Origin of the sequence: Streptomyces sp. NBC_01481 (assembly GCF_026339995.1) — a bacterium.
Classification (GTDB): Bacteria; Actinomycetota; Actinomycetes; order Streptomycetales; family Streptomycetaceae; genus Streptomyces.
The window spans coordinates 105,773-127,432 of sequence record NZ_JAPEPT010000003.1; the positions used below are offsets into that span (position 1 = coordinate 105,773).

The following is a 21,660-nucleotide window of genomic DNA, read 5'->3' on the forward strand; positions in this document are numbered from 1 at the left end:
CCGGAAACGTTGCCCTCTCAAGGTCCCCGACAGGACCACGTTCTGACGACTCATCAGTTTTTTTGCTGTTTGCAACCCTCTTTCACTGCCATGTGAACTGTGAAATTGTACGGTCACACTTTCCGTGGGCATGACAGCTGCGGGAGGGCTCAACTTCCGCTGCCATCACGGTCCGCACCCCCCACCGCCGTGCCCCACGCACGGCTGCCGACCGGCCTGGAGGCCATCGCTATGCGCCAACCCCCCACTCTCAGGAAACTCGCCCAACTGCTGATACCCACCGTGGCCGCCGCCGGCCTGGGGCTCACCATGCTCGCGCCCCATGGCGCGGCGGCCCCGGCCGGCTCCGGGGCACCCAAGCCCGCACCGAGGTCGGCCCCCGCCCCACAGCCCGCCTCATCCACCGTGCTTGCCGCCGATCTCGCACCCGGACACGCCGCCGACCCCGCGCGATCGGCGACGAAGACCTCGAACCCCGCGCAACGTCCTCCGCTCCCCGCGGCCCAGAACGCCGCAGAGCGCAAGCAGGCCCGCTCTACGGCGAAGGCCGCGGCGGACTGCAACGTCAGCGACTTCACCTCGAAGACGGGCGCTGCCCTGGTCGAGCAGATCAAGCAGTCGGAAACCACCTGCATCAACACGCTGTTCAGCGTGACCGGTGAGGACTCCAAGGCCCTCTTCCGCGAGGAACAGATGGTCACGGTGGCGAACGCACTCAAGGATGTCGCGGCCAACTACCCGGGGGACAACAGCACTTTCGCAACCCAGGTGGTGCTGTACCTGCGCGCCGGCTACTACATCCAGTACAACCAGCCGGAGAACGTCGGCGAATACGGCCCGACGCTGAAGAGCGGCATTCAGGGCGCCCTGGACGCCTTCTTCGGCTCGTCCCACGCCTTCGACGTCACCGAGGCCAACGGAGAAACCCTGGCCGAGACGGTCACGCTGATCGACAGCTCCGGCGAGAACACCCGCCACCTCGACGTGGTCAAGCGTCTGCAGAAGGACTACAACTCGTCGTACGACCAGTTCTACGGGATGCTCTCGGCGGTCAACAACACCTACACCGTGCTCTTCCGCGGCCACCAGCTGCCGGAGTTCGTGGAAGCCGTGAAGGCGGACCCGAGCGTTCTCACCGGACTGCGTGACTTCGCCGTCGCGCACGATGATCTGCTCGGCACCGACAAGTCCTACCTGACCGGCAACGCCGGACGCGAACTCGGCCGCTTCCTGCGGCACGCCGACCTCAAGGACACCGTCAAGCCGTTGGTCAAGGAGCTGCTCGGCCGCAGCGAGATCACCGGACGCACCGCCCCGCTCTGGGTCGGCCTTGCCGAGATGACGGACGAGTACGACAAGGAGAACTGCGCCGAGTACGACACCTGTGACCTGCAGAACCGCGTGCGCAACGCCGTGCTGACGGTCAAGCACGAATGCGGTCCGAGCGTGAAGATCCTCGCACAGGAGCTGACCGCGTCCGAACTGTCGGCCACATGCGACAGCGTCCTCAAGCAGGACCCGGTCTTCCACAACATCGTCAAGGACAACGGTCCGGTCAAGGACGACAACAACACCAGCATCGAGATCGTCGCCTTCAACTCCAGTACCGACTACAAGACGTACGCCGGTGTCGTCTTCGGCATCGACACCAACAACGGCGGCATGTACTTGGAGGGCGACCCGGCCGCCGAGGACAACCAGCCGCGCTTCATCGCCTACGAGCAGCCGGCCCAGGACAGCGCCTTCCAGATCTGGAACCTCAACCACGAGTACACCCACTACCTCGACGGCCGCTACGACATGTACGGCGACTTCGCAGCCGGGCAGACCACCCCGACCGTGATGTGGATCGAGGGTTTCGCCGAGTACGTCTCCTACTCGTACCGCGGCATCACCTACGACCGGGCGATCGAGGAGGCGGGCAAGAACAGCTACAAGCTCAGCCAGCTCTTCGGGACCACCTACGACAACGCCGACACCACGCGTATCTACCAGTGGGGCTATCTGGGCGTCCGTTACATGCTCCAGTCGCACCCCGAGGACGTGGCCACCCTGCTCGGCCACTACCGCGCAGGCGAGTACGACGCGGCCTACAGCCTGCTCCGCGACACCATCGGCACCACGTACGACGCCGATTTCGCCGACTGGCTGAGCAAGTGCGCCGGCGGCGACTGCGGCCAACTGCCGGCCCGGAGCGGTCAGTGACCGGGACCTCGGTCACCGGCAAGAACTGAGCCGTCCCCGAGGAAGTCACACGGGTGCCGCCGCACCCCCGACTGCCGGTGCTCCTGCCGGTCAGTTGGGGCGTGCGGCGGCATTCCCTGGTCATATGTCGCGGAAGAGACCAGCCAGCCCGATGACCTGCCACTCGTCTCTGCCTTCCCGTAGGAGGTGGTGCCCATGGTGGTGGTGACGTCGATGGCGCCAAGGGCCGAGCTTGGCAAAAGTGAGGACGCCGCCGTGCCAGCGGGGTCGGCGAGGGAGAGGGAGGCGACGTAGTAGCCGGAGTCCGTCACGATCAGGATCCGCGTCCGTAGGGGTGGAACAAAGGCCGGTCGTCGCTGGTGGGAGCGTCGGGGCGGAGCCAGTTACTGACGTCCACGGCCAGTACGATCCGCCCGTCGGCAGCGGTAGGTCTGCCAGAGCACGCCGCAGACGCGTCGGTTCAATCCAGCCCCGGTCCAGTGCCGGGCACAAGGCGCCGTGCCCGCGCCGGTGCTCGATCGTCAGCGACAGCTCGACCAGGGTGTTCACCGGCGCGTCCGCATACAGCGCGGAGTCGGTGAGCCCGAAGAGCGCGTCGGCGCGAGCGTAGAGGCTCTCGTACATGAGCAGCGGCCGTTCTCTTGCACTTCGTGACTCGACATCTCGAAGCGTGGAGAACGGCCGCGTCACATGCTGCCGGATCGCGGGGATCTCAGCAGGTCGAGTGACCAGCGACGTTGAACGTCAAGCCAGGTACCCGTTGTTGTACCGAGAGGTTCGCCCTCCGGCGGCACGTACGTCCGTTACATCGTCGACAGTGGCGGGCGAAGTACACGTCAGGCAGCAGTGGACAACTCGTGCAGGACGTCGCCAAGTTGTTCGAGCAGCCGCTCGGCTTGAGCGTCGGACATCCCGTCTGCGCGTCTGCTCAACACGAGCTCCCAGGCGCCATCGGGCTGCGGCACAGCCTCGATCAGCAACTCGAAACCGGTATGAGGGGGACGGATGCGCAGCGCTTCCGCGGTCACCCCTTCGCCGAGGCGCACCCGCGGGGGCTGGCGTTGCAAGATCACCCAGACCTGGAACCAGGGGTGCCGGTCCCGCTTGGGCTGCAAGGACCGCACCAGCTCGTCGAACGGCGTGCGGGCGTGCTGGAACCCCGACGCAACGGTCCGGGCACAGGTGGCCAGGAGCTCCGTGGCATCCCGTGCGGGCACGGACGTCAGCGGAATCGACAGGGAGTTGACGAAACAGCCGACTATCGATTCCAACTCGGGATTGTGTCGTCCGGTCGACACGGTGCCCAGGCACAGGTCCTCCACGCCGAACACCTGAGACAAGGACCTGCCGGCCGCGGCCAGCAGTGCGGCCACCGGTGGGCCGCCGAACGTGTCTGCGGTGCTTGTCAGTTGGGCGACCACCTCGGGGGACACCGGCAGGACGGATTCGATGCGGCGGGCCTGTGTGCCCTCGGAGGGGCGCGGCAGGAAGGGTCGCGGCGCATCCTTGAGCGCCTCCTGCCAGTACGGCAGATCGTGCTCGAGCCAGGAGCCGAGCCGGTCCCGCTCCCACCTGCTGTACCCGGCGTAGGTGACGTGTGGTGGCTCGGCCAGTGATACGTCCGGTTCCATGGCAGCGGCGAGGTCTTCCATGTACAGGGTTTCCGACCAGCCGTCGAAGGCCAGGTGGTGCACGCGCATGCAGAACAGATGTGTCTGCTCGTCTATGCGGCACAGCCGAAGTCGCAGCGACGGCTCCTTCTCCAGATCCGTGGGTCCGCCCCACCAATCCGCGCAGATCTCTTCGGCGAGCTCTCGCAGATCGTCCCCGTCCGTGTGGTGCGGGGCGCTCGTGTGTTCCAGGGCCACGGTGGCGTCGTCCGTCGGCAGGACGCGCTGTACCGTTTCGGCGCCTTCGTAGGGATACACGGTCCGCAGTACTGGATGCCGCGCGACCACCTGGCTCAGGGCCGCCTCGAACCGCTGGGTGTCCAAGGGGCCCTTCAGGGCGTAAGCGAGCACGATCATGTTGTCGGCGTCGCCGGGGGTGAACTCTTCGGACAGCCAGAACCGTTCCTGGGCCCGCGACAGAGGCGCGTCGCCGTGGCCGGCGTCCAGCGATCCAGGGCCGACATCAGCCGACTGCTCCCGATCGCCGCTCAAAGTCAGAAGCTTGTCGAGGGTCCGCTGCCGGTACACGTCGGCCGCCGTGATGTGAGCTCCCGTGCGGAAGGTTATCCGGGAGGCGAGTCGCACCGCGTCCAGGGAGGTGAGCCCGGCGTGGAAGAGATCCTCGTGAGGTGTGGTGCCCGGGCAGCCGAGAAGTTGTCCGACCTCGGCGAGCAACTGGTCGGCGACCGAGTCGGAAGACGTGTCCGTGACGCCGGCAGCGGAGGCAGGTGCCGGAGCGGCATCCTGCTCGACCAGGACGCGAACTGCCGCGTAGTCGGCTTTGCCTGTGGCAGTCAGTGGCAGTTGCCGCAGGTACAGGAGCCGGGTAGGCACCATGGCGCCGAGCAGCGTACGGGCCGCGAATTCGCGTAGTTCGCGCGGGTCCAGGGGCGCGTCGTCGAGCGTGGTGTAGGCACAGGCCAGCTCGGGCCGCCCGGGCGTGGTCTCTATGCGCAGCACACAACACGTGGCGACGTTGGAGTGTGCTTCCAACGCCTTTTCGACTTCTCCGGGGGCGATGCGCACGCCGCGGATCTTGAACTCACGGTCGGCGCGGCCCCGGTAGCGGTAGTTGCCGTCCTCGTCCAGGACCGCCAGGTCTCCCGTGCGGTAGTGGCGGACACCGTCCAGGTCGAAGAAGGCGCGCGCCGTGGCTTCGGGGTCCGCTAGGTAGCGCAGGGCGAGGCCGTCGCCCGAGATGGCGATCTCCCCGATGTCGCCGGGCTTCGTGCGGTCTCCGGAGGCGTTCACCAGGGCCACGCCGGTTCGGGGCACCGGCCGGCCGATGGGGACTTCGGTGGCCGTCTCGACGACGTCCTGGGCGCGCACGACGTGCGTGGTGGCGAAGATGGTGCTTTCCGCGGGCCCGTAACCGTTCACGATGTGCAGGTTGGGAAGGGCCGTCAGGACCCGGCGGACATGCGCCGGCGAGACACGCTCGCCACCGACGAGCAGCAACCGGATGCCGTGGAAGACCTCTACGTCCTCCTCGGTCAGTACGTTGAACAGCGAGCTGGTCAGCCACAGGCTGTTCACCCCGCTCCGCACAGCTTCACGCAGTGTGGCCGCGTCCAGGGCGGGATGACCTCGGTCGAGCAGGACGCTGCAGCCGCCGTTCAGCAACGGGGCCCACAACTCCAGGGACAGGCCGTCCCAGGGCAGGGGCGCCGACTGCAGGAAGACGCTGTCGGCGTCCAGGGGAATGGACGGGCAGTCGACCAGGGTGCGGATGGTGCCGCGGTGCGGTGACATCACGCCTTTGGGCTGCCCGGTCGAGCCGGAGGTGAAGAAGACGCACGCTGCTTCGGTGCCGTCCTCGAGGGGCTTCAGCGAGACGGGCTCGGCCGCGCCGGCCGCGAAGCGTGCGAAGTTGTCCTCCGACACCACCAAGGACGCCCCGGAACGCTGGATGATCGAGTCGGTGCGAGCCGTGGGCCAGGCGGTGTCGACGGCGATGTAGGTCGCCCCCGCCTCGAGGACGGCCAGGAGCGCCACGACCAGCTCCGGCGAGCGTTCCATGCGTACGGGGACACAGTCTCCGTGCCGCACTCCCGCGGCGTGGAGCCCCTCTGCCATGGTGGCGGCCCGCTGCCGTAGTTCCGCATAGGTGAACGCACGGTCACCCTGGCGGAGGGCGATCGCTTCGGGCGTGCGCTCGGCGTGGTGAGCGATGACGCGTTCGATGCGTTCACCACGTGCATAGGGGCTGTGCATGTCCATGGATCATCGGTCTTTCAGCTAGTGCCGTGGCTGGGAAGGTTTGCCAGGTCGCGGCGTCCGGTGCGGTACGTCGCAAGGCGGAGGGCCGCAGCTCGTACGGAATTGCTCGCGCGGTCCGACAACGCGGCGAGGCGCCGTGCCGGGCGCCGCGACCCGGGTGAACGTCTCCGGTCATGGCACTAGGGCCTTGCTGCGACGGTCCGTCACACTCGCGTGTCGTCGAAGGAGGTGCGGCGCGACGCGATGAGGATGGTGCCCGCCTCCTCGATCAGGTCGAAGAAGTCGCTGAAGGGTCAGGTCGGCGCGTGAACCGTCATGGAGGATCCCGGTGAACCGTCCTCGACCGCCACCTGCCGGTCTGAGTGGAACGGCGCTTCGACGACGTGCTGGCCCTTCACGATGACGCGGCGGGCGGCGTAGAACTCGCGGAATTCGGCGATTCCCTCGATCACGGGGTGGCCCGGACGCTTGTAGCGGATCGAGGGGTGGAACAGGTCGAACATCGCTGGGTCCTGACGGTCGACGCACGTGTAGTAGCGGCGGATCAGTCCCTCTGCCGTGTTGTTGGGGGCCGTCATATCGGGATGTCTCCGTCCTTGGTTCCGCCGATGGGCCAGCCCGGTCGGTCGGGCGGCTGTGGCAGAAGGTGGCGCGGTACTCCAGCGCGGCGTGCCAAAACATACATGGCCCCCGCACATGCATCCGGAAGGCTAGCAGGGATCGCCGTTCAGTTCGAAGGAGTTGTTCTTCGCATTGGGTTGTGTTTGCCCGAGGTTGGTAGAGACCGTATCTCCGCTGGTGGCAGGTCGGTTAGGTGCCGGATCGGAACGAAGGCAACGGGGTTGCGTTGGTAACGCAGCCCCCCGGGACCGCTGTTCCCCCTCTGCTCCCGCAGTCGCCACAGCGGACCCTGCTCTTCCGCTTCCGGAGGCCCGGATCGCCGCGGACCGCGGGATCCTGCCGGCCGTGCTGCACCACGCGACATATTCGATGGTTGGTCGATGCATGTTGTGGCAGGATCTGCACGTCGCCCGCCGCGGGTGTGATGCCGAACGCCCGCTGCGCTCCGTACAGTTCACGGACTCGCGTGCGCCGAGCATGCTCAGGACTTCCGATCGGCTTCGGCATTTGGAGGAGTGATGGCGCAGTGAACTCGACGGCGCCCCGCTTGCATTGGGCCTGCCCTACGACCCCTTCCGCCCGGCCGGGTTGTCGGGGTACGGCGGCCCGTACGCCCTCGACGGCCGTACGGCTGGGCTGGTCACCGAGGCGGCAGCGGGCTTGGGTGCCACGCTGTACGTGATCTGGGCGGCACGCTGTTCACGGCGCTCGACCATCAGGACCTGCCGCTGAGCGAGGTGGCCGGGCTGCCGCTAAAGGCCCCCCGGCGCCGCACTCTTCCTCACGGTGCCGTCACGGTGTTGACCGTCACAGCCGCCCGCCCTGGAACCGCACGGTCCGCCGTCAGAGGCGCCGCCGTGCACGCGTCGGCTCGCAACGAGCTGTATGTAGTCGTGAATCCCGGTCCGGAGAAGGCGAAGCTCACCTTTGAATACTCGACGGGCCTGTTTGGGCGCGACTATTGAGACTTGGGAGTCCGATTTCGGCCAGAACTTGTCGCGGCTGGAGGCCGGACCGGTGGTCCTCATCACATCGCGCGTTGGAAACTGACGAGCCGTCACCAAACCTCGTTGTTATGGTGTTTCCGTCCGTTTCGACTCTATAGGACCTGAAAATTAGGGTAGTCAGAGATAATTCGAAGGGATACACTCGATGGATCTTGGGCGGCCCCCTGGGTAATTCTGAATGACTGGAGGGTGCCACGCGCTTCAGGGGGAGTGTAGGTTTGCGCAGTCGTCGTTCTGCCCGGCTATTCACACGGCCGAGGGTCATGCCGAGTGTGACATCAACGATTAACGCGACACGGGGATTGGTCGGCGCTCGTCGCCGATAGCTTTTCTTGTACGACGGGGGAGTAGGAATCAGTGCAGCCTGCGGGAAATCTTGCCAAACCGGTAAGTATGTCCGAATCCGGTCTTCATGGAGAACTTGGGGGAGTTGCGGGTAGAGGGGGAGGTCTGGCCCAGATGCGCCTGGCAATTGTCGGCGGCGGCCCGTACTGCACCTACGCAATGGAGCGCCTTGCCGCTTCCGTGGCCTCTCATGACGGTTCCGTCAAGCTCGACATCCACGTCTTCGACCGCACCGGTCATTTCGGTGCTGGTGGGGTGCACAGCGACGCGCAGGCTCCCACGAGCTTCCTCAACCGCATCGCCAAGCATGTGTCTTTCGGTGCGGACGAGAGCGTCGAAGACGCAGGTCCGCTGCTTCCCGCGGAGCTTCGCCCCAACTTGTACGACTGGTGCAGGCGAAAGTTCGACGACACCGGGGATCCCCGCTTCGACATAGATCCGGACAGTTGGCCCAAGCGCTACCTGCACGGCCTCGCGCTGCGTGAGCACTTTTCCGAGTATGTGGAAATTCTGCGCTCCCAGCCCTCGGTCACGGTGACCCTGCACCATAGCGAGGTCACCGACATCGAGGACCTCGCCGAAAAGGGAGAAGAGGGCCCGCTTCTCATCACGTCGGCCCCCGTGGATGACGAACAGAACGGTGCCGTGACGCGGACGGCCGTCGATCAAGTCCTCCTCCTGACCGGTCACTCCTACAACGATCCCATGCGCTCGGAGCGCACCCGCCGGTGGGCCGAGTCCGCCGCACGTGTACCGGGTTCCCTGTTCGTGCCCAGCGCCTATCCGCTGCGTGAGCAACTCACTCCGGCGAATGCGGGCCCCGGCCAGGTGGTCGGTTGCGCCGGAACGATGCTCACGGGTATCGACGTTATCCTGCACCTCACGGAGGGCCGCGGCGGCCGCTTTCAGCGGGCCGCTACTGGTGAACTGCGCTACGTGCCTTCCGGGCAGGAGCCGAGTTCCATCGTCGCCTTCAGCGAATCCGGTCTGTTCGCCTTCGCCCGGCCCCACGAGTCCGGTCCGTCCGGTGCGAAGAAGAATAAGCGGAAAGGAATATTCCTCACCTTAGAAGCCATTGACCGGCTGCGCGAGAACTTCGGGAGCGACCCGGTCAGGGTGAGCCGATCGGTATCGCGCCAAATCGACTACGAGCGACACCTGTTCCCGCTCATCGTCGCCGAAATGTGGTTGCTGTACTACGAGACCCTGTTCGGCGCCGACTTCGGCGGGCACCTCGCGGAAGCCACGGCCGTCGCCCGGCAGGACTTCCTCGACCGGACCGCGGAGACCGCATCGACCGAGGAATCAGTCCGCATGCTGACGGCGCCGATCGAGCGCGTCGTCGCGGAGGCCGTCGACGCCCTGGAGTCACTCCTCCTCGGCCGTTCCCCGTACGCCTCGCTCCGCGCCGAGGTGCGGCCCTGGTGCTTCGACACCCTGCTGTGGCGCTACGTGGACGTGGTTCTCGGAGAGAGCGCCAGGGAGCGGCTGGAAGCCGCGCTCGACGACCCGGCCGAGGTGGCCTCGATCGTCGCCGGCCTGGAATCGCCGAGCCGGCACGCTGTCCTTCCCTCCGGCAACCTGTTCTCCTGGGAACGCACCCTCGACCCCATCGCGCCGAGTGATCAGACGTCGCCCGAGCAGTACCGCAAGGCGATGGTCGAGTTCATGACGGTCGATCACATCTGGGCGCGGCAGGGCATCTTCACCAGCCCCGCCAAGACCGCGGCGGACGGCGTCTGGCGCGGTCTTCGCCCCGCCGTCGTGCACGCCGTCAACTTCGGCGGCCTGCACGCCGATGCGCACCGCACCTTCCTCGGCAGCTGGCTGCGCCAGCACAACCGACTGGCGTACGGACCGGTGCCGGAGGTCATGGAGCGGATCCAGGCGCTCATCGAGCACGGAATCCTGGACGTGTCCCCGGGACCGCGGGCCCAGGTGGACACGGACGGCGACACCCTCGTCGTCAGAGGCCCGCGCACCGGCGCCGTCCGCCCGATCGACGTCCTGGTCGACGGCCGGGTCCCCTCCTTCGACGCCTCGGCCGACATCGCGCCGCTCTACCCGAACCTGCTGCGCCGCGGTCTCGTACGCGTCTGGCGCAACCCGCACACCGGCGGCGGCGAAGCCTTCGAACCGGGCGGCCTCGACCTCACCGAGGACTTCCGGGTGATCCGCCCGGACGGTTCAGTCGACGACCGGATCTCCGTGCTCGGCCCCGCCATCGAGGGGCAGCGGTTCTTCCAGGGCGGCGCGATGAAGCCCGACGCGAACCACCACGCCATGCGAAACGTCCTCTGCTGGCTGCGCACCTTCTGGAAGCAGACCACAGCAGCCTGACGTGGCCCACGCGCCGGACCTTCGCCCGTATCCGACCTCTCAAGAGACGCCACTCGTCATGGACACCCAGAATGCCTACTCCCGGGCCGACAATGTGGCCGGAGTTCACCACCCCATCGGACAGCACGCGCAGCACCACCCCGACGCGCTCGCCGTGCACGAGGCGACCACCGGACATCGCCTCACCTACCGCGACCTGTGGAACCTGGCCGGTTCCGTCGCCGCGCGGCTGACCGCCGCGGGCGTCGGCCCCGGCGACGCCTGCGGGATCGCCCTGGACCGCAGTGCGGACCTCGTGGTGGCCATGCTCGCCGTGGCCCGCGCGGGAGCACGCTACGTACCACTGGACAACGGCGCGCCGGCGCGCCGCTCCGCCGCACAGCTGACCGACACCGCGGCGCGCGCCATCATCGGCGCACCCGGCGACGTCGCCCGTGTGCAGGCGCTGGCTCCGGGACTGCCCGTGATCGAGGTGGTCCGTGAGTGCGCGGGCGACCCCCTGGGCACGAGTCACGCGAGCGGTCTTGACGACGCGCTGTACGTGAACTTCACCTCCGGAACGAGCGGCCTGCCCAAGGCCGTCGTCGTGCCCCACCGTGCGGTGCGCCGCCTCGTCGACGACCCGACGTACTGCACCCTCGGGCCGGGCACCCGCGTGGGCAACGCCGCCAACCCGAGTTTCGACGCCACCACGTTCGAGATCTGGGCGACCCTGTCCGCCCGAGCCACCGTCGTGGTCCTGCCGCCCGTGGTCGCCGCCGGCCTCGACGGCTGGCTGGAACTGCTGCGCACCGAGCGGGTCGACGCACTGTTCCTGACCACGGCGCTGTTCCACATGATCGCCCATGAGCGTCCGGCCGCCCTGGGCGTCCTGGACACCCTGCTCGTGGGCGGCGAAGCCCTCACGCCCGAGGCCGCGAGCCGCGTGCTCGCGGCCGGACCGCCGAAGCGTCTGGTCAACGTGTACGGACCGACGGAGGCCACCACCTTCGCCACGTACTACGACCTCACGCCCGAGCGCCTCGACCACACGGACCGGGTGCCGATCGGCCACGCCATCCAGCACACCACGCTCCACGTGCTCGGACCCGACCTGCTCCCCGTCCCGGACGGAGAGCGCGGCGAACTGTGCATCGGCGGACCGGGCGTCGCGCTCGGATATGAAGGCCGCCCCGACCTCACGGCCGAACGGTTCGTCACCGTTCCCGGTTCCGAGGACCTGGGCACGCTGTACCGCACGGGCGACGTGGTGAGCAGGGGCCGGGACGGCCGACTGGAGATTTTCGGGCGCCTCGACCGGCAGGTGAAGGTGCGGGGCTTCCGCGTCGAGCTGGAGGAGATCGAGCGGGCAGCCGTCGCCACGGGACTCGTCGAGACCGCGGTGGTCGAGAAGATCGCCGAAGGGGCCTCGGCCGCGCTCGTCGGCTTCGTGGTGCCGGCGGGCCACGACGGCCTCGAACACGCCGCTGTCGTAGGCAAGTTGCAGGCCGCTCTCGCCGAGGTGCTGCCCGACTACATGCTTCCGGCCCGGTGGAGCGTTCTGGACCGGCTGCCGCTCGGCTCCACCGGCAAGGTGGACCGTGCCGCACTGCTGGCGGCCGGTGCCGAGGCGGGAACGCCGCAGCCGGCACCCGCCGGTTCCGCCGATGACGGACTCCCCGAGGCGGACACCGTGCCCCGCGACGTCCTGCGCCTGTGGTGCGAGGTCCTCGACGTGCCCGACGCCCGCGTCGACGACAACTTCATCGCGTCCGGTGGCAACTCCATCCTCGCGATCCAGCTGTCGTCGCGCATCAGCGAGGCCGCGTCGGTCGACCTCGGCCCTGCGGACGTCCTGCTGGCGGCCGACTTGACCGAACTGATCGACGTGGTGCGGCGCTCGATGTCCGGTCGCGGCTGACGGATGGGGACGAAAATGACTGATCAGAACAACCCGGTCCTCGGCCGACGCGGCGCGGCCGAGGCGCCCCTTTCCGCGGTGCAGCAGAGCCTGTGGTTCATCGAGCAGGCTCATCCCGGCACTGCCGCCTACAACGTGCCACTGCTGCTCCGCTGGAGCGAAACGGTGGACCTGCCCGCCCTGCGCCGGGCCTTACAACACCTGACAACTCGTCATGAGGCGCTGCGCACCACGTACTCGTCGCACGACGGCCGGCCCGTGCAGGTCGTGGGCCCGCCCCGTGCCGTCGACGTCACGGTGAGTGCGCTCGACGCGCGGCCGGGTCCGGACGAGCTTGACGCCGTTGCACGGGTCCCCTTCGACCTGGAGAGCGGACCCCTGCTGCGGTGCCACCTGTGGCAGGGGGCGCCCGAGGGCGACACCCTGCTGCTGACGGCGCATCACATCGCCTTCGACGGCTGGTCCCTGGCGACGTTCTTCGACGACCTGCGCGAGGCGTACGACGCGGCCCCCTCCCGGGGCCTCGTCGCGTCCGGCGAACCGGCGCTCCAGTACGCCGACTTCGCCGCGTGGGAGAGTGAGTCCTGGCAGCAGCGCGACGTGGAGGGCCGGGCCGCGCGACGGGCCGACGAGCTGGCCGAGGCGGCCGACTCGCCGCTGTTCCCCGGCCGAGGCGCGCACACCGACGACGTCCGCACGGGCGGTCATCTGACGTTCTCCGTGCCCGCGGACCTGTGGGAGGAGACCGGCCTGGTGGCCACCCGGCTGCGGGCCACGCCCTTCGTCGTGCTCTTCGCCGCTTTCCAGGAGGTGCTGCGCCGCTGGTCGGGGGCGGCGGACTTCGTCGTCGGCACCGTCATGGCGAACCGCCCGAAGCCCGTCCTGGAGGGCGTGGTCGGCTGCTTCGTCAACATGGTTCCGCTCCGGTGCAGTCCTGCACCCGACATCACGTTCGAAGAGCTGTGCCTGCGGTCGCGTACGGAGTCCTTCCGGTCCCTGGCCCACCAGGACATCCCCTTCGACCGGCTCACGGCACTGACCGCCGCCAAGCGGGGATCCGGCCGGGGCCCGCTGGTGGAGGTCGCCTTCGGCCTGCAGAACATGCCGGCCCCCCGCGAGTCGGGCCACCACCGCTGGGAGCAGCCGGAACTCCTGCCCACCGGCACTGCCCGGTACGACCTGCTGCTCCTGATCGAGCAGCGTGCCGATGGGGTCGTCGGCACCATCGAGTACGACCTCGCGCTCTGTTCCGAAGAGACGGCCGAGCGCTTCCGGGACGCCTATCTCGCACTCCTCGCCGCGGCCGTGCGCGCCCCGGAGACCGCGCTCGCCGCGCTCCCGCTGTCCAGCAGGGCCCCGGGCGCCGCCATCCCGGGCATCCTGGCCGGACCCCGCAAGGACCTGAGCAGAAACGAACCGCCCGCCGACCGGACGCTGCTCGACGTGATCGCCTCCCGGCTGGCCGACGACCCGCACGCCACCGCCGTCCGTGTGGGCGACACCCGGCTCAGCAGGGGCGAGCTCGACGACTGGTCCTGGTCGGTTGCCGCGAGCCTCGGCTCCGAAGGCGCAGGCGGCATCGGCGGCGTCGTCCCCGTGCTCGCCGCGCGCGGCCCCGCCCTGGTGGCGGGCTGGCTCGGCACCCTGCGTGCGGGCAGCGCCTACGTCCCGCTGAACCTGGACACACCCGTCGAGCGCCTGGAGCACGTACTCGGCGACCTGGACGCCCGGGTCGTCCTCGCCGACGAGGCAGGGGCCGCGGCGCTCCGGCGGGTGAACACCGACGTACGCGTGATCGATGTGGCGGCTCTCCGGCACGGCTCCCAGGGCGAACGACGGTCTCCCGCGCTCACCGGGGACGACACCGCCGTGGTCATCTACACCTCGGGCACCACGGGCCGGCCCAAGAGCGTCCCCGTGCCGCACCGCGGACTCGCCAACACCGTGCTGTGGTGGGCCGATGACGCCGGGCTGGGGCCGGACGACAGGCTGCTGTGCGTCGTGGGCACCTCGTTCGACCCGGCGACCTTCGAGACCTTCCGCGCGCTTGCCTCGGGCGCGGAACTGGTCTACGCCGACGACGTCGAGCGCAAGGACGGCCGGGCCCTGCTCCGCCTCCTGCGCACCAGCACCGTGGTGTCCATGACGCCCGGCCTGTTGCGCGCCGCGCTGGACGCCGAAGACACGGCAGACACCGCAGGCGTCGGGCCCGCCGGGACCTCGCTGCGGCTGATCCACCTCGGCGGCGAGAAGCTCACCCGTGCCCTCGCCGCGGAGTGCGCACAGCGCTGGCAGGTGTCCCTGCGCAACGTCTACGGGCCCTCCGAGGTCTCGTGCACCAGCCTGTCGGCGTCGGTCGACCCGGACGACCCGCAGGCGCCGCCGATCGGCTCACCCGTGTGGAACACCCGGGCCTATGTGCTCGGGCCCGCCGGGGAGGAGCTGCCGCCCGGCGTGCCCGGCGAGCTCTACCTCGCGGGGGACGGCGTGTCCCGGGGCTATCTCGGCCGCCCCGACCTCACCGCCGCGGCCTTCCTCGCGGACCCGTTCGCCCCGGCTGATGAGCCGGACGCCCGGATGTACCGGACCGGGGACCGCGTCGTGGTCCGCGGCGACGGTCTGATCGAGTACCTCGGCCGCGCCGACGACCAGGTCAAGATCCTCGGCAACCGGATCGAACCCGCCGAGGTCGCCGCACTCCTCGAGGAGCAGCACGATGCGGTGCTGTCCGCCGCGGTCACCGTCGACGAGGACGACCCCGAGCGCCTGATCGCGTACGTCGTGCTCGCCGACACCGGCGCGGCGCCGACCCATGACGAACTGGTCGGGCCGCTGCTGCGCTGGCTGCCCGCGGCGGTCCTGCCCGGCGCGGTCCATGCGGTGGACGCACTGCCCATGACCCCGAACGACAAGATCGACTTCCGGGCGCTGCGCGCGCTGCGTCGCGTCCCGCTGCTCCGGGCCGAGCGCCGGGCGGCCGAGCTGGACCCGGCACAGCGGTGGGCGAGCGAGCAGTTCCTGTCCGCGTTGGGAGCCGACGGCCGGCTCGGTGCCTCCGCGGAGGCGCTCCGTGCGGGTTCGCTCGCCCCCGACGACGACTTCTTCGCCCTGGGCGGGCACTCGCTGCTGGCCGTGCGCATGCTGGCCGCCATCGAGCGCGAGGACGGCGCCGCGCCGGCGCTGGGGGCCTTCCTCGCACAGCCGACCGTGGACGGCCTCGCCCGGCTGCGGGAGACCGCACCCGGCGGGCCGCGGCACGGTGCGGCACCGACGCCGCAGGACGGCCGTCACCCGGCGACTCCGATCCAGCAGCGCATGCTGTTCCTGGACCGGCTCGCCAGCCAGCGCACCGCCTACCTGGCGCCCACCGTCGTGGAGTTCACCGGCCCGGTCGACCGCCAGGCCCTGGCCCAGGCCCTGACCCACGTCCTCGGACACCACCCGGCGCTGCGCTCCAGGTTCGCCCTGGACCGCGACAGCAGGCAGGTCTTCTACACGACCGACGGCACCGCCCCCGAGGTCGGCGTGAGCGACTGGACCGGGCTCGGCGGCGAGCGGTTCGCGGAGCACCTGAAGGAGCTGTGCTGGACGCCGTTCGACCTCGCCGAGGAGGCTCCGGCCCGGGCGGAGATCGCCGCGGTCGGCGACCGGACCGTGCTGGTCCTGGTGTGCCACCACATCGTCGCCGACGGCTGGGCCCAGCAGCTTCTGATGCGGCAGCTGGGGGAGGCGTACCAGGCGGTCGTGGCCGGTGTCCGGCCCGACCTGCCCCCGGCGGTCCACCCCGGCGCGCTGCCCGACGGCTGGGCCGCACTCGGCGCCGACCAACGCGCGGCCCGCACCGAGGTGTTGCTGGAACGGCTGCGCGGAGCGCCCACCGACATCGCGCTCCCGCGCGACCGCGAGCGCCCGTCCGTGCAGGACACCGCGGCGGACAGCTGCGCCGTTCGGCTGTCCGGGGCCACCAGTGCCCGGCTGCGCGCGGTCCTCGCCGGCGCAGGCGTCACCACTTCGATGGCGGCCCCCGCCCTGCTGGCCGCGGCGCTCGCGCGGCCCGGCGGCCAGCGCGACTTCCTGTTCGCCTTCCCCTGGGCCGGGCGCGAGAGCGTCGCGGGAACCGAGGCGGTGGCCGTGCTGATCAGGACGCTGGTGTTGCGGATCGACCTGAGGGACGACCCCACCTGGCGCCAACTCCTCTCCTCCGTACGGAAGGAGAGCCTGACGAGCTACCAGTACGCAGACGTCCCCTTCGAGGAGCTCGTCGCCGGCCTCGACCCCGGCCGCGGCCTCGGCCGCCCGCCCGTCACCCCGGTCCTCGTGACCGCCGCGTCGGGTCCGCCCGCCGTGCCCGACCTCGGGCCTGCGGTACGGGCCCGGCAGGCGCCGCCGCCCGGACTGCGCATCAAGTACGAGCTGGAACTGATGCTGCGGGACACCGACGACCGCATCGAGCTCGAACTGTCCTATTCGACGGCCCTGTTCGACCGCACGACCGTCGACGCTCTGCTGAGTGACGTAGCGCGCGCCGCTGACCTGCTGGCCACGCATCCGGACTCCCGAGTCCTGAACGATTTGACCCCGGCGCCCCAGGGCGCGCACGCCGACCGGCCCGACCAGGGTCCGGAGACTGGAGAAATACAGCCGTGACGGACCCGACGGAGGACATACGACGGATCTGGAGCACGGTGCTGGGCACCGAGATCCAGGACACCGACGTCAACTTCTTCGACGCGGGCGGCCATTCGCTGCTCGTCATGGTGCTCCAGGAGCACTTGGAGGAACTCGCGATTCGCGAGATCGCCCTTGAAGACCTCTTCGACCATCCCACCATCCGTGCACAGGCCGGCCTGCTCGCCGCCGGCCCCGATGCCGCTGCCGGTGCCGCGGTCGACGCGGGCCTGGGCGCGCGCGCCCGGTCCCAGCTGCTCGGCCGCAACCGCTCCGAGACCGTGGAGGACCGGGCATGAGCCATACGACGGACATCGCGGTGGTCGGCCTGGGCTGCCGCTTCCCCGACGGCCCCGACACGGGGGCGTACTGGAACAACCTGATGTCGGGGGTCGTTTCCACGCGTGCCCAGTCCGACGAGAGACTGCGGGCCACCGGCCTGTCCGAGGCGGAGCTGAACGACCCGAACTTCGTCGGGGTAGCCGCCACGGTCCCCGACGTGGAACTGTTCGCCGCCGAGTTCTTCGGCTACTCCCCGGCCGAGGCCGAAAGCATCGACCCCGGCCAGCGGCTCTTCCTCGAAGTCTGCTGGGAGGCCCTGGAGTCCGCCGGGCACGCACCCGCCGAGTCCGGTACGGGACCGGTCGTCGGCGTCTTCGCCAGCGGCGGCCCGAGCCCCTACACCGTGGCCCTGCAGGCGGCCAAGCTGCGTGAGGGCGGCCTCGCCGCCGCGGTCGACGACCTGGACCTCACCCTCGGCGGGGCACCGGACTTCCTGGCCTCGCGCGTCGCGTACAAACTGGGCCTGCGCGGCCCCTCGGTCGGCGTCCAGACGGCGTGTTCGTCCTCCCTCACCGGAGTGCACTACGCCGTCCTGAGCCTGCTGTCCGGCGAATGCGACCTGGCCGTCGTCGGCAGTGCGGCCGTCAGCGACCCGCTGGTCGGCTACAACTACCAGCCCGGCGGGGTGATGTCCGAGGACGGGCACTGCCGCCCGTTCGACGCCCGCTCCACCGGCACCGCTGCAGGCGCGGGCGCGGGAGCCGTGGTGCTCCGCCGCCTCGACGACGCGCTCGCCGACGGCGACCCCGTGCTCGCCGTGGTGCGCGGCAGCGCGGTCGGCAACGACGGGTCCCAGCGCTCCGGCTTCACAGCGCCCAGCTCCACGGGGCTCGCCGGGGTCGTCGCCGGGGCGCTCGCGGTGGCGGACACGGCGCCGCACACCGTGCGGTACGTCGAAGCACACGGCTCCGGCACCCAGCTGGGCGACAGCCTCGAACTCCGTGGTCTCACCGAGGGGTTCCGGACCGCCGCCGAGAGCGCGGGGACGCTGCAGCCGAGCCCCGGCGGGTGCGCCCTCGGCTCGGTGAAGGCCAACATCGGGCACGCCGGCTGGGCCGCGGGAATCGCCGGATTCATCAAGGCCGTACAGGTCGCGTACACCGGTGTCGTGCCGCCGCACCCGTCCTTCGAGCACCCCCGTGACCCGGGCGTCCTCGCCGACAGCCCCTTCCGAATCCCGAAGGAACCGTGGCCCATCGACGACGGCGACGGCTGGCACGTCCTGGTGAACTCGATGGGCCTCGGCGGCAGCAACGCCGCCGTGGTGCTCGCCCCGCCCCCCGCCCCCACCCGCCCCGCGGCCGAGCCCGCCGACCGGACGCGCCTCGTCCTCTCTGCGCGCACGCGCACCGAACTGGACGCGCTGTCACGCCTGCTGGCCGACAGCCTGGACGCCGGTGCCCCAGCGGGCGACGTGGCCCACACCCTGCGGGTCGGCCGCCGCTCCTTCGCCGAGCGCCGGGTCGTGACGGCGGCCCCGGACCGGCTCGCCGCCGCCCTGCGGCTGCCGCGTCCGCCGCATGCGCGGACCGTGCGGGCCACGCCCGGCAAGGTCGTCCTGGTCGCGCCGGAGCACGGGGAGGCCGTACCGGCCAAGCCGCTCCTCGACCACTTGGTGAAGGCGTTCAACGGCCGGGCCGACGTGGTCACGGAGGCCCCCGCTGATCCGGCGCCGCACACCCGCCTCCTGTGGCTGTCGGCCGATGCCGCCCCGGTCGGCGCCCACCTGCTCGTGCTCGGCCCGCAGGGCGTGCCGGAGCCGGACGCCCTGGACGAGGCCGTCACCACGGCGTGGCTCCACGGCGCCGAGGTCGACTGGGCGTACCTCGCGCGGGGCGCCCGCGGACGGCGGCTCGCCCTGCCCACCTATCCGTACGAGCGGCGCCGCTACTGGGCCCTCGACCGCATCGACGTACGGGCCGTCTCCGCCCCCGCCACTCCGGCAGGCACCGGCGGACCGGCGGCCGAAGGCCGTCCGGCGGGCGCCGACGTGACGGAGGAGACGCTCCTCGGCATCTGGGCCGAGCTGTTCGGCACCCCGGACATCGGCCTCGACGACGAGTTCGGCGCGCTCGGCGGGACCTCCCTGCTGTCGGTGAAGATGGGGCTGGAGGTCCACGCGCGGCTCGGCGTCCTGGTCAACCTGCACCGCGTCGGAGGGAGCCGGGCCACTGTGCGCAAGCTCGCGGCCACCGTGCGCGCCGGGCTGAAGGCCAAGGACGCGACGCCTGCCGACGGGGAGAACGCCGACGGCGAGATCGCGGACGGCGAGGGCGCACTCGTCGACGCCGATCTCGGGCTGTCGTTGGGAGAGGCGTCATCCGCCACCGCCCCGGGCACCGACGTCTTCCTCACGGGAGCCACCGGCTTCCTCGGCGCGTTCCTCCTGCACCAGCACCTCGCCGCGACGCAGCGCCGTGTGTACTGCCTGGTCCGTGCGGACAGCGAAGCCGAGGGCGAACGGCGTCTGCGGGAAGCCGCGGCCTCGTACGGGCTGCCCGAACCCGACCCCGAGCGGGTACGGGTGGTGACCGGTGACCTGCGCGACGTCGAAAAGGTCTGTGACGAATACCGCGACGGTGAACTGATGCGCCGTGTCGGGCACGTCATGCACTGCGCCGCCCGGGTGGTGTTCACCGAGCCCTACAGCGAACTGCGCGACGACAACGTGGTGCCCACCCTCGGGCTGCTGCGCTGGGCGCGGCGTCACGGCGTGCGGGAGTTCAACTTCGTCTCCTCGCTGGCGGCGACAGGAGCCGCGCTGGGGGCCGACGGCCGGACCCTGGAGACGCGGGAGCAGCCGCTCGATCCGGCCGCGGGCGGCTACGGCGTCGGCAAGTGGGTCTGCGAGCGGCTCCTGGAGCGCGCGGAGACGGACGGCATGCGCGTACGCGTGTTCCGGCCCGGCCTCATCCTGGGCTCGACCGTCACCGGAGCCTGCAACCCGAAGGACATGCTCTGGCGCATGCTGGCCGCCGGCCTCGCCACGGGGGTCCGTCCGCTGGACGACAGGCCGATGCCGATGGCACCCGTCGACCTCGTGTCGCGGGCCGTCGTCGACCTCGCGTTCACGCCCGGCGCGGCCGGGCGGGCCTTCCACCTCGTGGCGCCCGAAGGTGTCAGCGCGCAGCGGCTGTTCGCGCTGCTTGGCGAGAGCGGACTGCCCACCGAGCCGCTGAGCCGATCCGACTGGCTCTCCGCGGTGGTCGACCGGGCCCGTGCCTCGGACAACGAGGTGCTGAGCAGCATGGCGCTCTACGACCTCGCAGGACACGAGAGCGGCGACAGCGCCGTCGAAGCCGTGGCATGGCGACCCTGGCTGGCCGAGAGCGGCCACAGCCCGGAGCCCACCGGGGAGTTGCTGCGCACGGCGCTGCGGCACCTCGCCGGCAAGGACCCGGCCTATCTGGAACTACTCGGGAGCCGTGGCGCACCCGGACCCGATCGAAATGAGTGAGGAAGACGTGACGGAACGACAGCAGACCGATCTGCTCGCCGTGCTGGGCGCGGGAGTCATGGGTGTGGGAATCGCCGCGCTCGCCCTCGGCCACGGCATTCCGGTGGTCCTCGTCGACGTGGACGCCGCCGCGGTGGAACGGGCCGCCGAAGCGGTGCCGCTGCGCATCCGCCAGGGGCAGCTCCTCGGCAAGCTGCCGCGCGGCACGACGCACCCCCGGCTGGTGACCACCACCTCCCTCGACGAGGTGAGGGAGGCCACGGTCGTCGTGGAAGCCGTGGTGGAACTGCCGGCGGTGAAGGCCAAGGTCCTCAGCGAGGTGTCCGAACTGGTGGCTCCCGGCACGCCGGTGGTGACCAACACCTCCGGCATCCCGGTCGACGAGCTCGCCGGGCACACCGCCCGCCCGGCCGACGTCCTCGGGGCGCACTTCATGAACCCGCCGTACCTGATCCGCACCGTCGAGGTGATCAGGGGGCCGCGCACCTCCGAAGCCGCGCTCGGCCGGGCCCTGAAGCTGCTCACCGCCCTCGACCGGGAGTCGATCGTGGTGGGCGACGGCCCCGGCTTCGTGATCAACCGGATCCTCCAGCGGATGATCAACGAGTCCGCCCGGATCGTCGAGGAGGGCATCGCCTCCCACGAGGACGTCGACTCCCTGTTCCAGGGCTGTCTCGGCCACACGACGGGTCCGCTCGCCACCGCGGACCTGATCGGCCTCGACAACGTCGTCGACAGTCTGCGGGTACTCCACGAGCGCACCGGCGACGCCGGGTACGCGCCGTGCGACCTGCTGCTCAGCAAGGTCGCCGCGGGTGACTTCGGACGCAAGACGGGGCGTGGCTTCTATGCGTACGCACCCTGACCCGACCCGTCCGGACCCTG

Annotated in this window: 10 protein-coding genes and 1 pseudogene; 7 read left to right on the top strand and 4 right to left on the bottom strand. The window is 70.2% G+C overall.

Translation table 11 applies throughout. The annotated features are described in order from the left end of the window. Nucleotides 1-231 precede the first annotated feature (231 nt). Nucleotides 232-2,205 carry a collagenase gene (locus tag OOK40_RS17090; protein WP_266482066.1) on the top strand — a complete coding sequence of 658 codons (1,974 nt, stop codon included), beginning with the start codon at nucleotides 232-234 and terminating at the stop codon, nucleotides 2,203-2,205. A 319-nt stretch (nucleotides 2,206-2,524) separates the two neighbouring features. Here OOK40_RS17090 and OOK40_RS17095 read toward each other — a convergent pair. From OOK40_RS17095 to OOK40_RS17110, 4 genes and pseudogenes are all read right to left on the bottom strand, one after another. Then, nucleotides 2,525-2,829 (bottom strand): annotated as a pseudogene (locus tag OOK40_RS17095) (transposase); the annotation flags it as partial. A gap of 212 nt (nucleotides 2,830-3,041) precedes the next feature. After that, a complete protein-coding gene (locus tag OOK40_RS17100) occupies nucleotides 3,042-6,089 on the bottom strand; it encodes an amino acid adenylation domain-containing protein (protein ID WP_266482068.1) in 3,048 nt (1,015 codons plus the stop codon). 299 nt (nucleotides 6,090-6,388) lie between these two features. Next, nucleotides 6,389-6,673: a nuclear transport factor 2 family protein gene (locus tag OOK40_RS17105; RefSeq protein ID WP_266482071.1), complete on the bottom strand. Its 285-nt coding sequence runs from the start codon at nucleotides 6,671-6,673 to the stop codon at nucleotides 6,389-6,391. Nucleotides 6,674-7,279: 606 nt separating this feature from the next. Next, nucleotides 7,280-7,432, bottom strand: coding sequence for a hypothetical protein (locus OOK40_RS17110; protein WP_266482074.1), 153 nt, complete (start codon nucleotides 7,430-7,432; stop codon nucleotides 7,280-7,282). Between the two features lie 750 nt (nucleotides 7,433-8,182). Here OOK40_RS17110 and OOK40_RS17115 point away from each other — a divergent pair. The 6 genes from OOK40_RS17115 to OOK40_RS17140 are packed head-to-tail and all read left to right on the top strand — an operon-like array spanning nucleotide 8,183 to nucleotide 21,640. Next, nucleotides 8,183-10,408 (top strand): FAD/NAD(P)-binding protein, encoded by a 2,226-nt coding sequence (locus OOK40_RS17115; RefSeq protein ID WP_266482077.1) that lies wholly within the window; start codon nucleotides 8,183-8,185, stop codon nucleotides 10,406-10,408. A 58-nt stretch (nucleotides 10,409-10,466) separates the two neighbouring features. Continuing rightward, nucleotides 10,467-12,308, top strand: coding sequence for a non-ribosomal peptide synthetase (locus OOK40_RS17120; RefSeq protein WP_266482079.1), 1,842 nt, complete (start codon nucleotides 10,467-10,469; stop codon nucleotides 12,306-12,308). A gap of 15 nt (nucleotides 12,309-12,323) precedes the next feature. Continuing rightward, nucleotides 12,324-16,955 carry a non-ribosomal peptide synthetase gene (locus tag OOK40_RS17125; RefSeq protein ID WP_266482082.1) on the top strand — a complete coding sequence of 1,544 codons (4,632 nt, stop codon included), beginning with the start codon at nucleotides 12,324-12,326 and terminating at the stop codon, nucleotides 16,953-16,955. Continuing rightward, nucleotides 16,952-17,275 (top strand): acyl carrier protein, encoded by a 324-nt coding sequence (locus tag OOK40_RS17130; protein WP_266482084.1) that lies wholly within the window; start codon nucleotides 16,952-16,954, stop codon nucleotides 17,273-17,275. Before OOK40_RS17125 ends, OOK40_RS17130 begins: the two co-directional genes overlap by 4 nt. Beyond that, nucleotides 17,272-20,775, top strand: a complete 3,504-nt coding sequence (locus tag OOK40_RS17135; RefSeq protein WP_266482087.1) for a thioester reductase domain-containing protein — start codon at nucleotides 17,272-17,274, stop codon at nucleotides 20,773-20,775. The genes OOK40_RS17130 and OOK40_RS17135 overlap by 4 nt, the downstream gene beginning before the upstream one ends. Then, complete coding sequence (locus tag OOK40_RS17140; RefSeq protein ID WP_266482091.1) at nucleotides 20,768-21,640, top strand: 3-hydroxyacyl-CoA dehydrogenase family protein; 873 nt, start codon at nucleotides 20,768-20,770, stop codon at nucleotides 21,638-21,640. The genes OOK40_RS17135 and OOK40_RS17140 overlap by 8 nt, the downstream gene beginning before the upstream one ends. Nucleotides 21,641-21,660: the final 20 nt, after the last annotated feature.

Excerpts from the sequence above, each read along its gene's own strand:
- OOK40_RS17110 (WP_266482074.1), bottom strand. The coding sequence starts at position 7,432 with ATGGTCGAGCGCCGTGAACAGCGTGCCGCCCAGATCACGTACAGCGTG.
- OOK40_RS17105 (WP_266482071.1), bottom strand. The coding sequence starts at position 6,673 with ATGACGGCCCCCAACAACACGGCAGAGGGACTGATCCGCCGCTACTAC.
- OOK40_RS17115 (WP_266482077.1), top strand. The coding sequence starts at position 8,183 with ATGCGCCTGGCAATTGTCGGCGGCGGCCCGTACTGCACCTACGCAATG.
- OOK40_RS17140 (WP_266482091.1), top strand. The coding sequence starts at position 20,768 with ATGAGTGAGGAAGACGTGACGGAACGACAGCAGACCGATCTGCTCGCC.
- OOK40_RS17135 (WP_266482087.1), top strand. The coding sequence starts at position 17,272 with ATGAGCCATACGACGGACATCGCGGTGGTCGGCCTGGGCTGCCGCTTC.
- OOK40_RS17120 (WP_266482079.1), top strand. The coding sequence starts at position 10,467 with ATGGACACCCAGAATGCCTACTCCCGGGCCGACAATGTGGCCGGAGTT.
- OOK40_RS17125 (WP_266482082.1), top strand. The coding sequence starts at position 12,324 with ATGACTGATCAGAACAACCCGGTCCTCGGCCGACGCGGCGCGGCCGAG.
- OOK40_RS17090 (WP_266482066.1), top strand. The coding sequence starts at position 232 with ATGCGCCAACCCCCCACTCTCAGGAAACTCGCCCAACTGCTGATACCC.
- OOK40_RS17100 (WP_266482068.1), bottom strand. The coding sequence starts at position 6,089 with ATGCACAGCCCCTATGCACGTGGTGAACGCATCGAACGCGTCATCGCT.